Annotated in this window: 12 protein-coding genes; 5 read left to right on the forward strand and 7 right to left on the reverse strand. The window is 47.7% G+C overall.

Annotated features, from left to right (window positions below; translation table 11 throughout):
* Positions 1-128: 128 nt before the first annotated feature.
* Positions 129-1,457 (forward strand): Nramp family divalent metal transporter, encoded by a 1,329-nt coding sequence (locus D479_RS14675; RefSeq protein WP_008638447.1) that lies wholly within the window; start codon positions 129-131, stop codon positions 1,455-1,457.
* A 23-nt stretch (positions 1,458-1,480) separates the two neighbouring features.
* A complete protein-coding gene (locus tag D479_RS14680) occupies positions 1,481-2,512 on the forward strand; it encodes an AraC family transcriptional regulator (protein WP_008638449.1) in 1,032 nt (343 codons plus the stop codon).
* A gap of 1 nt (position 2,513) precedes the next feature.
* Here D479_RS14680 and D479_RS14685 read toward each other — a convergent pair whose 3' ends face one another.
* The 3 genes from D479_RS14685 to D479_RS14695 form a co-directional block, all read right to left on the reverse strand.
* Complete coding sequence (locus D479_RS14685; protein ID WP_008638451.1) at positions 2,514-3,299, reverse strand: sugar phosphate isomerase/epimerase; 786 nt, start codon at positions 3,297-3,299, stop codon at positions 2,514-2,516.
* A 70-nt stretch (positions 3,300-3,369) separates the two neighbouring features.
* Positions 3,370-4,197 carry a phytanoyl-CoA dioxygenase family protein gene (locus D479_RS14690; RefSeq protein WP_008638453.1) on the reverse strand — a complete coding sequence of 276 codons (828 nt, stop codon included), beginning with the start codon at positions 4,195-4,197 and terminating at the stop codon, positions 3,370-3,372.
* Positions 4,198-4,393: 196 nt separating this feature from the next.
* Positions 4,394-5,341 (reverse strand): LysR family transcriptional regulator, encoded by a 948-nt coding sequence (locus D479_RS14695; protein ID WP_008638455.1) that lies wholly within the window; start codon positions 5,339-5,341, stop codon positions 4,394-4,396.
* A 294-nt stretch (positions 5,342-5,635) separates the two neighbouring features.
* Here D479_RS14695 and D479_RS14700 point away from each other — a divergent pair, with 294 nt between their 5' ends.
* Genes D479_RS14700 through D479_RS14710 form a run of 3 tightly spaced genes read left to right on the forward strand, consistent with a single transcriptional unit; the run spans position 5,636 to position 9,268 of the window.
* Positions 5,636-6,808: an amidohydrolase gene (locus tag D479_RS14700; RefSeq protein ID WP_051989399.1), complete on the forward strand. Its 1,173-nt coding sequence runs from the start codon at positions 5,636-5,638 to the stop codon at positions 6,806-6,808.
* Positions 6,809-6,849: 41 nt separating this feature from the next.
* Positions 6,850-8,049, forward strand: coding sequence for a hypothetical protein (locus D479_RS14705; protein ID WP_008638459.1), 1,200 nt, complete (start codon positions 6,850-6,852; stop codon positions 8,047-8,049).
* A 16-nt stretch (positions 8,050-8,065) separates the two neighbouring features.
* Positions 8,066-9,268, forward strand: coding sequence for an amidohydrolase family protein (locus tag D479_RS14710; RefSeq protein ID WP_008638461.1), 1,203 nt, complete (start codon positions 8,066-8,068; stop codon positions 9,266-9,268).
* A 196-nt stretch (positions 9,269-9,464) separates the two neighbouring features.
* Here D479_RS14710 and D479_RS14715 read toward each other — a convergent pair whose 3' ends face one another.
* The 4 genes from D479_RS14715 to D479_RS14730 form a co-directional block, all read right to left on the reverse strand.
* A complete protein-coding gene (locus tag D479_RS14715; RefSeq protein WP_008638464.1) occupies positions 9,465-9,761 on the reverse strand; it encodes a hypothetical protein in 297 nt (98 codons plus the stop codon).
* 247 nt (positions 9,762-10,008) lie between these two features.
* The gene (locus tag D479_RS14720) at positions 10,009-10,299 is read right to left on the reverse strand and encodes a hypothetical protein (protein ID WP_008638466.1); all 291 of its coding nucleotides are present in this window, start codon (positions 10,297-10,299) and stop codon (positions 10,009-10,011) included.
* 21 nt (positions 10,300-10,320) lie between these two features.
* Positions 10,321-10,992, reverse strand: a complete 672-nt coding sequence (locus tag D479_RS14725) for a hypothetical protein (RefSeq protein WP_008638468.1) — start codon at positions 10,990-10,992, stop codon at positions 10,321-10,323.
* Positions 10,993-11,539: 547 nt separating this feature from the next.
* The gene (locus D479_RS14730; protein WP_008638470.1) at positions 11,540-12,253 is read right to left on the reverse strand and encodes an Ltp family lipoprotein; all 714 of its coding nucleotides are present in this window, start codon (positions 12,251-12,253) and stop codon (positions 11,540-11,542) included.
* Between the last annotated feature and the right edge of the window lie 86 nt (positions 12,254-12,339).

Here is a 12,339-nt window from a genome sequence, read left to right on the forward strand (position 1 = left end):
ATCTCAATGTGCTCCAGGCTTTATTTGATTCCTTCTTATTGTAAACTGCCGTTTCCCGGCCTATGGAAACCCCGGTGAAAATAATACGTAAGATAACCTGACAACAAAACTGAATTTTCAGAACTTTTATGGTTAACTATGGTTACATTGCATACATAGGAGGAATAACCATTCGAAACGAAGCAGAAATACATAAAAGACAGACGCAATCCAAACAACTCCAAGAACCCCCTGTTGGTTGGAGGGAAAGAATCAAATCGCTCGGTCCTGCCCTGATCGTCGCTGCTTGCATCGTCGGCCCCGGAACGGTTACGACCGTCTCCATCGCCGGAGCAAGCTACGGCTTCCAAGCGATGTGGATTCTTATCATCGCCTGCTTGACGGCCTACTACTTTCAGAAACCGGTCGTTAAGTTCACCATCAAAACGAAAATGTCCGCTATGGATGGAATCCGTCTCTATATGGGGAAATGGTGGTCCGGCACGATTTATTTCGCCCTGCTGCTCGGAGCGATCGCTTTCCAGGCCGGTAACTTCACCGGAGCGGCACTGGCACTGAACTTCTTCCTCCCCTCCATCTCCATCCTGACATGGGTCGCCATTCTTGCCGTCTCCGCCATCGTCGTATCCTGGATCGGCATTTACCGGTTACTCGAAAATATCAACCGCGTCTTCATCGGACTTATGGTCCTTTCCTTTGTTCTGACCGTATTCCTTTCCGGGCCCGATTTCGGAGCATTGGTCACCACCGGATTCTCCTTCCAGGTTCCGGATCAGAATTACTGGCTCGTGCTGGCGCTGATCGCAACGACCCTGCCACCCAATACCGCTCTCGGGCTGTCCGCATTTATTAAGAACAAATATAAAGAGGAGCAGACCCTTTCCAAAGCAGCACAGCTGAAGCTCGCCCACTTTGACTTACGGACGAACCTCAGCATCGCAGCCATCATCTCGATCTCCATCCTGATTTGCGCCGGAACGGCCATTTACGGCACAGGCACCGAGATCACGAGCGCTGCAGACATGGCTTATCAATTGACCCCGCTTCTCGGTCAATACGCAGGCGTACTATTCTCCTTAGGGTTATGGGCCGCCGGGTTTTCTTCCGGACTTTTCAACATCTCCGTCCAACCCGCCTTATTCGGACAGGCATTCGGAAAATCGGAAGACACAAGAACATCTACGAACCGCGTTCTTATGCTGATTGCGGGCATCACACCGATTGTGGTTGTCATGGCTTTCGGTCAAATGCCGATCCAATTGATTATGGGAGCACAGGCATTGAACGGTCTGCTTCTGCCTATGATCGTCGGTTCGATCTGGTATATCTGCAACAAGCCCGGTGTTTTAGGCAGCCACCTCAATACGCGGGGACAGAACATTATGTACGGGATCGTTATGCTGATCGTCTGCTTCCTTACGCTGCGAGTGCTCTTAAGTGTTACCGGATTGATTTAAAAGAGGATTACCCCTATAAAGAAATGCCCTGCCGAAGCGAAGACGGCAGGGCATTTTCTCTGGATACGTACCTGGAGCGACTGCACCAAAACTCCGGCTCCGATAATGATATACTGAAGTATAAGAACCGTTCCATCCGCACAACCGTGGTCGATCTTTTTCAACGGAGGTATTATACATTGGAAGCTGTTTTAGAAAAGCATGCTTATGACCCCCTGTTCCCTTTCGTCTATATGTACAGGATCGCAGGCAATACAGAGGATCCTCTCGTTTCTTTTCATTTTCACGATTGGTATGAGCTTGTCGTCGTTCACGAGGGTCGTGGACACTTTTTCATTGATAAGCACGTCTATCCAATGGAAAAAGGACAGATTTTTCATATTTCCGGGGAAATTATACATAAAGCGATCCCTGATCAAAAGGAGCCCTTCCTTTGTTCTGTGCTTCTATTTAAACCGACCCTGATCCACTCGAAAGAACTGAATGAACCCTTTTCCTATTTCGATCCATTCCTTAAGAATGGGTTTACCAGCCGTCTTCCCCAGACAGGTTTCAAAGAAATAGAATCCTTTCTTGAACAGATGGACGAGGAAAAGAAAGAATGGAAAGGCAAGGGCTCGAAACACGCCCTTCAGCTCTATCTGCACTGGATTTTACTGATCCTGAACCGTGAATCGAAGGAGCTGCTTCCACCCGAGGCTTCCACAACTTCTTCGAGAAGGGAATCATGGATGAACGAAGTCCTTTTGTTTATCGACGAAACGATGTGGAAAGAGCAGCTCACCCTGGAGAAGCTGGCCAAAGAAGCACTCGTCACACCGGAACATTTCAGCCGCACGTTCAAAAAAACGACTGGATTCACCCTTCCTCAGTATATAAACTTGAAACGTTTGATAAAGGCGAAGGAATTATTAAAAACAACGGACTACTCCATTTCTTATATTGCCGACATATGCGGATTTAAGAGCCTGTCTTATTTCCATACGCTGTTCCGAAAAGGGATCGGCACGACACCAAGAAAATACCGGACAGACCATTCCGACAAACAGCCTTAACTTATCCGAGCTCCTTCTCTACGAAGGATTTCATCCATAGGCAGACATCCCAGAGATCTGCAGCAGGCGCTTGAGTATAAGGCAGCGTCTGCATGTAAGGCGAAGGCCCGTATTCCGGTGTAAAGGTAGTAAACGGATGGCCTTCCTTTTTCCTCTCCTCCGCCACGCGCTTCCACCACCCCAAATGAGAGTGGAGTTCCTTTTGATAATGACTGTCCCGGGGGGCCGGTACCTGCGGGCCCTGCGCATACCCTACCCGCGAATGCACATGGATCGTTCGTTCACATGCCGTTTGAACAGCCTTACCGTATCTCTCCAACAAGGACTCTGTCACACATACCCAGTGACTGAAATCAGCCGTGATCTTCAAATCCTCTATAGTGTTCAACAGCTTTTCGGTCGTCCAAGGTGTAAACAGCGGCCTGCTGCGATGCGTTTCGTGCCCGACAATAAGACCGAGCTCCTTCTCTACTCGAACCGCTTCGGTGAAAAAATCGAACTGTTCCCGTTCACCCATATCGTCGCGCCCGCTCTGCGCATTGACGAGTAAGGGTGCGTATTCCACACAGGCCGCTGCCTGCGCTTGGAACGATTCTTTTGTTTCTGCAAAGATTTGAGCCACGTAATCCAGCTCATAAGAATGCAGCAGCTCTTTGAATAAGGCCGCATCCTTCTTGGACGGCAAGGGGGACTCTATTCCCTGGTAGCCACTCTCGGCAATTTTCCGCACTTGTTCCTCCAAGGAACCCGTCATCCCCCACAACGATTTAATCGGTTTCACTTTCATCCTGGACACTCCTTTTTCTTCAAAAAAAGAAACGACCCCATCGAGCCGCTTCCCTCTCCTCTGCATCCGCTTATTTCCGGTACACGATCGGGTTTAACCTACTTTCTACCAAGTCCCCTTCGCCAAGTCCCGGCAGCCACTGCTGCTGATCTTTTTTCCTTGCGGCGGTATCGATGGCGGAGACCTGCGCCCCGTCGGCTACGTAGATGACCGTCATCACTTCCCGCGTTTGATCGGTCGGGTTCCCCGGCGCGCTGTGGAGCGTCCACCCGTTATGGAAGGTCGCGTCCCCCGCCTTCATTGCCCCATGCGTCACAATGTCATAGGCTTTCTCCTCAATACGCCGGCCTAAAGTGGCATGGGAGTCATCCGAGATTCCCAGTTTACTAATATATCCCTCCAACTGGGACTTGGAAGCGAAGGATAACGATCCCATCTCTTCGCTTATATCCACCAGAGGCATCCACATGGTGATGGTGTGGTTTGTATCCAAAGGCCAGAACGTCTGGTCCTGGTGCCACGGAGTGTGACCGCCGCCCGGCTCTTTATAAAGGGCCTGATCATGATAGATCCGAACTCCCTCCACCCCTAACAGGTCGGCCGCAACCTTACCGAACCGCTCCGCCAGTACGAATTTCTCCACTTCCTTCGACTTTTCCCATAGATTCATGACCTGCAGGAAGGCCTTACCGAAAGTATCCCTTTCTTCTAACGGGGCGGCCTGCTTGGCATAATCCTGTACCGCATCTTTGATTACGTTCCTGTACGTCCGGATCTCCTCCTGTGCGGCCAGGTTTCGAATACACACATGCCCCTTCTCCTGGTACTCTTCCACAAGCTGCGCGGACAACGGGAACTCATTCTCCAAATCAGGTAACGAAGATATTCCACCATTCATTTTCTGTTTCCTCCTTTATATTTGCTACACCCTTATTTTAAGAAGAATACCCGGAGCATTGTTTAAGATAATTAAGGAAAAAAGTGCTCATTTTTGATGTTTTATTAATCAACAAAAAAAGTCCCGGCGGAAGTCGTCTTATCCCTTCCGCCGGGACTGAAAGATTATGAGATAGAAGAAACCATGAAACGATGGCTTAACTGACGTTCACTTTATTAAAGAACTGGAGCAGATTGTTTTGAATCGATTGGATAGGACCTTTGAAGAGAGCATCGGGATCGGAATTGTATTCCAGATGAATAGGAAGCGTCCATAGACTGCCGGAGAACGGGACCATTTGGGTGGAAGCTGCATAACTCTGCGAAAAATAATGCTGGAAGATCGATGCAGGGAGAATAGAGTAGCCGATGCCTTTGGATATGCAGGAAGCAAGGATATTCAAGTCATCTACTTCCTGAAATCGATGAACGTCCAAGTGGCTGATCGCGCTGGTTATAAAACGTATATTATTGGCAAGAACGGGATTATCAAAAACCAAATACGGTTTATTCAGGATCCCTACATTCTTCGGGTCCCCCTTGATCGCTGCATAATCCTTCTTCGAACAAACGAGAACCATTTCATCTTCATAGATAGGCGTACTCGTAAACGGTGTCTCCTTCTCGTTCTGATAGAAGATATTCACGTGCGTGCATTCATACTCCATCAGATCCTTCAATATATTCGTCGGCCGCGTCACGAACCGGTATTCGATGTCAGGAAAACTCAGCGCCATCTCTGTAATGATCTGCTCGGTGAAAATCGGCGCCAGCCATATGTTCATTCCGATTCGAAAGACCTTCGGATCGTTGGATATCGTTTTGAAGGAATAGTTATGCTGGGTCGCATCGGCACCGGTCAAGCGGAAAGAAGCGTTACTCAGTTCCTGAAGCAGCTGCACGGCATTCGGCAGGAAATGGTACCCTTCCTTGGACAAGGTGACTCCCTCCCAGCTTCTAGTAAGCAAAACAAAGCCGAGCTCTTCTTCTAATTTGCGGATTCTCGTACTTAACGTAGGCTGGGTAATATGTAATAGATTCGCTGCTTTGGAAATGCTCTTTGTTTTGGCCACGGACAAAAACGACTCTAATCCCTCAAAATCCATTCAATATCCCCCTTAAATATTTCAGAATATTCTATATATAATAGCCTAAGTTCCTATCCTGCACAAGCTCTCCCACCAAGATATTAAAAAAATCTATATCCCTGCTCCGCCTTTTCCCTGTGCACAAGACGCAAGGTATAAAAATTATCTATTACTTCCTCCCACCCCCGGCGTGCTACGATTTTTTTATAGAAAAAGATGTCGATAGAGACGCTGGTCTGCATACATTCGCTTCATTAAATAGAAGGAGGAATTACATTGACGAATCCACACGACGAGAAGTTGATCGGTGAGATGAAAGAACAGGTCATTATTTGGAGAAGGCACTTCCATGAGTATCCGGAATTATCGTTCAAGGAAGTAAACACCTCGCAATTTGTCTACGATACGCTGCAATCCTTCGGAGGACTGGAGGTCAGCAGACCGACAAAAACGAGCGTCGTTGCCAGATTGAAAGGCAAATACCCCGGCCATACGCTGGGACTCCGGGCAGATATGGATGCTTTGCCGATCCAGGAAGAGAACGATGCCGATTTCCGTTCCACCGTGGACGGCGTCATGCATGCCTGCGGACATGACGGCCATACCGCCATGCTTCTCGGTGCAGCGAAAATACTAAGCGGCCAGAAAGACGAACTCAGCGGGGACATCAAGTTCATCTTCCAGCATGCCGAAGAGCTTCCGCCCGGCGGTGCACAGGAACTAGTCCGTGCCGGTGTGATGGATGATGTCGATCTTATCATCGGCCTGCACCTTGCCTCTACACTTCCACGAGGGAAATTCGGCATCGGTTATGGTCCCGTTACATCCAACTCCGACACCTTCGATTTGAAAATCATCGGCAAAGGCGGCCATTCGTCCCAGCCTGAGAATTCCATCGATCCTATCGTGATGGGAGCACAAGTCATCAACAACCTTCAGCACATCGTTTCGAGAAACACTTCCCCGTCAGAGAAGCTCGTCGTATCCACCACCACATTAAAAGCGGGAATCGCCAAAAACGTCATCCCCGGACATGTGGAAATCGGTGGATCCGTTCGATCGTTCGACAAAGAAGTCCGGGAGAATGCGGTCCAACTGATTGAACGGATTGCCCGCGGCATCACAGACGCTCATGGAGGCGACTATGAATTGGATTACCATTATGGATATTCTTCGGTCATCAACAACGAATCCTTAACGAAGACCGTCGAAGAAACCATCGTGGAACAGTTCGGAGAAAACTGGCTGCAGAAGACGGGATCCATCATGGGCGGAGAAGATTTCTCGGCATATTTGACCGAAGCCCCCGGATGCTTCATCCCTGTCGGCGCAGGTAACGTAGAGAAAGACATCGTCTACCCCCATCACCACCCTAAATTTTCTGTAGATGAAGATGCACTGGAAGACGGGCTTCGCTTATTAATAAGCCTCTCGAAGAAAATACTCACCAAGGACAGCCAAAAGACGTTACTGACCAAAGCCTGATCCAAAATCCTAAAGCATCTTAACCTAGAGAGGGGTATTCTATGAGTCCGGTAACAGCAACCTTAATCATTCTGGCTATCATTACAGTCGGCGAAGTCGTTTCCATACGCTCCAGGGCAAAAATCCCGACGTTATTAGTCGTGATGATCGGATTTTTCGTCTTAATTCAGACAGGCGTCCTTCCAACCAATATTATCGAAGCGTCCACCTTCGCTATTGTCGGCGCCGTTCTACAGCCGGCCCTGCTCGTTCATATGGGAACGCTGATCCCTATGAAAGTCATGAAAAGCCAGTATAAAGCCGTACTCATCACACTGATCGGCTTAGTATTCTCCGTCGCCTTCATCCTGTTGATCGTCCCGCCGATCTTCGGCTACAGCACAGGCGTCGCCGGAGCCGGTCCATTGACAGGCGGGCTGATTGCCTACCTGGTCACGGCCGAAGCGCTGCAAAAAGCAGGCTTGGTCTCCTTATTAGCGATTCCCATCATCGTACTGACCCTTCAAGGGTTGGTCGGGATGCCGCTGACGTCCATCCTCTTAAGAAAGCACGGCTTAAAAATCCGCACGGCCATGGAAGGCCGCACGATGACGGCCGCCGCTACAGCAGCGGAAGCGCTCCCTCCTGCCAATCTATTGGACGAGGAACAATCGGAAGAAAAACCGAGAAGACAGCTCATCCCTGAACGCTACCAGCAATCAAGCTTCATCCTCCTGTTCTTAGTCTTCGTCGGAGGAGCCATCGCAGTAGGGTTGGAGAACCTGACCGGCGTCAGCTACAGCTTGTTCGGATTAGTGATCGGGATCACAGGCGCTTATTTCGGCATCTACCCTGCCAAAGTATTGGAAAAAGCCAACGGATTCAGCATCGCGATGCTCGGCTTGATTTTCATCGTGACCGGTTCCTTGGTCGGCATCACGATCGCTGATATCACAGCCGTCCTTCCGGCTGTCGCCACCATCATTGTCGTCGGAACCATCGGTCTGATCGTCGGCGGAACCATCGGGTCGAAAATTTTCAAATGGGACCCTGCCAAAGGCATATCCGTCACCTTGACTGCTATGTACGGCTTCCCGGGTGATTACCTCATATGTGAAGAGGTCAGCCGGAGCATCGGCAGGACGAAGGAAGAAGAGGAAGCCATCCTCAACGAGATCCTGCCCCCGATGCTGATCGGCGGGTTCACCTCCGTAACGATCGGGTCCGTCATTATCGCCAGCATTCTTGTCCAAACCATCTGATGAAGGAGAGATACATGTGAGCTACAAACTAATCAAAAACGGCACCCTCCTTGACGGTACGGGTGCCGAGCCCATCCCCGATGCAGTGGTTCTCATCAACGGGACGAAAATCGAAGCCGTCGGCAGCGACATCCACCTGCCGGAAGATATTGAGGTCGAGGTCATTGATGCCGATCAAGGCTATATCCTCCCCGGCCTGATTGATACGCACGTGCATATGGTCATGGAGTTGAAGGACATCGGAGAAAGCCTCAACGAACCGTTCACCTTGAAATTCTACCAAGCGATCCACTACATGAAACGAACGCTCGACGCCGGAGTAACAACGATCCGCGATGCCGGATTCACCGACGTCGGAGTGAAAACAGCCGTCGAACAAGGCCTCGTCGCAGGTCCAAGAATGCAGGTCAGCATCAATCCCCTGACCATTACCGGCGGCCACGGCGACTCCTGGAGACACTCCGGCATCGACGCCACACCGAAGAGCTACCCGGGTCTCCCGAGCGGCATCTGCGACGGCCCCGAACAAGTCCGGAAAAAGGTGAGAGAAATGCTGCGGGCAGGCGCCGACGTCATTAAAGTCCACGCCACCGGAGGAGTGATGAGTCCCACCGACCATCCCGAATTCACCCAGTTCTCCGAAGAAGAACTGGCAATCATCGTCCAGGAAGCCACCTATCGCAAAGGCGTGAAAGTCATGGCCCACGCCCAAGGAGCAGAAGGAATCAAAAACGCCGTCAAAGCCGGCATCCACTCCATCGAACACGGCATCTTCCTTGATGACGAAGCCATCGAACTGATGCTCGAGAACGGCACCTACCTCGTCCCGACCCTGTTAGCTCCCGTTTCCGTCCTGGAAGCCAGCGAACAGAACGATGACATGCCAGATTTCGCCGTCCAGAAAGCCAAAGAAGTCATCGACATCCATAAAGAAAGCATTGCCAAAGCCTATCAAGCAGGCGTAAAAATAGCGATGGGCACCGACGCCGGCGTCATGGCCCACGGCACCAACCTGAGAGAACTCGGCTTGATGTGCGACATCGGCATGACACCAATGGAAGCCATTACCGCCTCCACAAAAGTCGCAGCCGAATGTATGGGCTGGGACGACAAGCTTGGAACGATAGAATCAGGGAAACTCGCAGACCTGATCATTACGAAGCACAACCCGCTGGAGGATATCAGATCGCTTGAAGATCCGGATGCGATTGTCTCGTGACAGGCTTTTTCTTTCCGTTAATACCGCCTTGAAAATTTCTTGACGACTTCGTTTTGGGAATTCAATTCTACCATTCTTTCAACCGCTGCAAGATAAGCGCAAGAGGAACCAATATCAAAAAGGAACTTCCGAAATGGATGTTCCTTTTTAAAGAGTTATATTATTATGCACGATCCTTCAATCTCAAAGCACTTATTTATATGAGCTTAGTGGTTTGGTGCAGTATCCCTCCAATAGCAAAAATAAAAAGTACGGCTACCGGGAGAACTCCTGCAACAAAGTTTTTAAGTGGAATATCTTTGAATTTCGGTGAGAATAGGAAAAAAGCTAAAAGATAAGATACTACAGCCGTTCCTACAAAAGTGAAAAACATGGATAGATTTGGACTTTCACCAACTAAATACGCTGTTCCTATACGACCAATCATCACACTTAGCAGGATTAGTCCTACCAGCTTACCAGTGTACTTTATCGAAACTTTTCTTTCACTCACTTACATCACCCTCAAATTAGTAATTAACAATAAATGATACTTGCAGCACCTACAAGCTGCATCATACCCGAGTGCACCCAGCAGCCTGCACAGTAAAGCTAAGGCTACCTTCCATGGTCTTTTCTGACACTACCTATCTCCACAAGACTAACCATTATTTGCTTAGACAATAAAGAAACTCCTACACTATGCGCCACTAATAGGACGAAAGAGTAAGAGTTTGAGAACTAAAATATCATTTTTAAAATTAATTTAGTAAAAACATCGTCATACCAGAAGCTGTTAATACCGCTAAACCGAACGCTCCCATGGAAAGCCAGCTTGGTGTGCTATTCTTTTTCTTCACAATTAAATATTCGCATACTCTCACCACAGTGTAAATAAAGAAAGCCGGAATAAAAAGTGTTTCAAATGTAATGGGACCGTTAAATGCAATCATTAACGAAACGAAAATCATCCCATAGACTATGACTGACATAAACCCATTACTAATAGGATTTAAAATGCCGTTTTCTCTTCGAAAAGAATTAGTAGCCATGCGAGATATCACCTACCTTTGTTAGCCAAAGCAGTATCTTTTAACACCTGCAATGCCAAGAATTTCAGCTGCTGCTCCTCCACCGATAGTTAACCAATCATCCACATTGGATGCTCCAGCCAATAATTTCACAGTGTTCTTGACGCCTCCAAGCGCTTTAATAGCTCGATATGCCTTTGCACCTGGAACAAATACAACGGCAATAGACGCTGTGCATTTAGTTGCATCCCAAACGCCGCCCCAGAATCCAAGCGAAACAACTTCAGAAGTTCCTGTTGATTTAGAGGCAACAAGCTCCCCCTGTTTTTCCACTTTAACTGATTCAACGTCTGATGAAAATTGTACAGAAGACCCAAGAACTTCAAACATCTTATTCAATTCTGCAATTTCTTCCTTGTCCTTGGCCAGTATAATATCCTCTTTAAATTCTTCTTTATCAAAGTTCGGATCAAACAAACCGTTTAGAAATGTTTGTTTATCTTCTTCTTCTAAGTTCTCTAAAATACCATCAATGGCTATGTATTGCTCCCATAATTCATCTGCACGTTTTTGTTCCTCTGGAGTCAACTTGTAATTCTCAATAGCTTCTAAATCGACTTGCCCCTCATATTCATTCGCAGATGCAGCAGTCGGAACTGTGAAACTAAGAAGCATGACCAAAGATGTGATGAACAAAGTGGTTTTTTTCAACATATGTATTCCTCCTTTAAAACTACGCCCCTAATCTACCATTAATAGGTTATTTTGTAAAATATAGTTTAACGAAATATAACAACCAAATCTCCCTGGAGAGTAATGTGATGTTATTCAAAAGCAAACAACCCCATACTTGATAGTTAACTAGTTCTAGATGTTGTTTTTTCATTTAGCAATGGTTCTAAATTCATTATCTTTTACGGTTCAGATTCGATAATTGATACTGACCGGTTTCTAAGCAGCACCATAACGATCAACTGCCCAAATACCACGCACATCATATCTTTTCCCTTCAATGTATTACCTTCGTCAGACTATAAATGAGCACTTTTAATAACTTCTCAGCCTCCTCCCTTATTTAAATTTGTACCATTGATCGCTTTCTCAGTGTCAAGGACGTTCTATTTTCTAGCTTAGCGTTTACAACTACTTATCTAAAAAAGCCTGATATGAGATAAGCAGACTCATATCAGGCTTTTTTTAATATAATTTATTGATCCGCAAACTATGTGTGATAAGGATTTCATTAAAGAAGTTTCATACCCTAAAAACCAACTTGGCTTACAGCATATGTGGCATGCTCTGCGCTGAATCCTTCAAACGTTAATTGATCGATCAACCCCTGTCTTGAAAAAGAGGTGTAGTCAAGATAATCCTGCGCCATCATAACCGCCTGCTCCTGCCAATCCACCGTAATATTTTCCACAGCAAAAGCAGCTTCCTCCTGGCTGAACCCCTCAAACACTAACTGTTCCAGCAATCCAGACTTGGAAAAGGCCGTGTAATTAAGGTAGTCTTCCGCCATGGAAATCGCCTGCTCCTGAGAAAGAGTTAAGCTGTTTTCTTCCGCTTCTGCAGCTTTACGCTCCTCTTCAGCCTTTCGTTCCTCCTCTTCTTTCTTGGCTTGCTCTTCTGCCTCCTTAGCCTCCTGTTCTTTCTGTGCCTGCTCCTCTGCTTCCTTCGCTTCCTGTTCTTTCTGGGCCTGTTCTTCTGCTTCCTCAGCCTCTTGCTCTTCCTGCTCCGCCTTATCTTCCGCCTCCGTATCCTCTTCAGAAGCATCCACTGCTGCATCTTCAGGAACAGGAGAATCTTCCTCCATGGATCCAACAACAAACACCAGGACTAATACTGCCAAAAGGCAGCCGCCCGATTTGGCGAAGTTACCGCGTCTGCTCCCCTTGCCTGCCAATGCCAAGACAACAAAGAATACCACACCGGCCAAAGCAGCTAACATTAAAAGTACTAAAAACGTATCCACTGATCCATCTCCCCCCAATAAGAAATGAAACACAAATACAACTATGGATATATATGCTTACGTCACGGAGAAATTAAAGGAAAAGT

Origin of the sequence: Halobacillus sp. BAB-2008, assembly GCF_000328325.1 — a bacterium.
GTDB lineage: Bacteria > Bacillota > Bacilli > Bacillales > Halobacillaceae > Halobacillus.

What these genes read in the sequence shown, in the direction of transcription:
- D479_RS14695 (WP_008638455.1), bottom strand. Translation starts at nt 5,341, where the DNA reads ATGGATTTTGAGGGATTAGAGTCGTTTTTGTCCGTGGCCAAAACAAAG.
- D479_RS14680 (WP_008638449.1), top strand. Translation starts at nt 1,481, where the DNA reads ATGCCCTGCCGAAGCGAAGACGGCAGGGCATTTTCTCTGGATACGTAC.
- D479_RS14675 (WP_008638447.1), top strand. Translation starts at nt 129, where the DNA reads ATGGTTAACTATGGTTACATTGCATACATAGGAGGAATAACCATTCGA.
- D479_RS14690 (WP_008638453.1), bottom strand. Translation starts at nt 4,197, where the DNA reads ATGAATGGTGGAATATCTTCGTTACCTGATTTGGAGAATGAGTTCCCG.
- D479_RS14720 (WP_008638466.1), bottom strand. Translation starts at nt 10,299, where the DNA reads ATGGCTACTAATTCTTTTCGAAGAGAAAACGGCATTTTAAATCCTATT.
- D479_RS14725 (WP_008638468.1), bottom strand. Translation starts at nt 10,992, where the DNA reads ATGTTGAAAAAAACCACTTTGTTCATCACATCTTTGGTCATGCTTCTT.
- D479_RS14685 (WP_008638451.1), bottom strand. Translation starts at nt 3,299, where the DNA reads ATGAAAGTGAAACCGATTAAATCGTTGTGGGGGATGACGGGTTCCTTG.
- D479_RS14700 (WP_051989399.1), top strand. Translation starts at nt 5,636, where the DNA reads ATGAAAGAACAGGTCATTATTTGGAGAAGGCACTTCCATGAGTATCCG.
- D479_RS14705 (WP_008638459.1), top strand. Translation starts at nt 6,850, where the DNA reads ATGAGTCCGGTAACAGCAACCTTAATCATTCTGGCTATCATTACAGTC.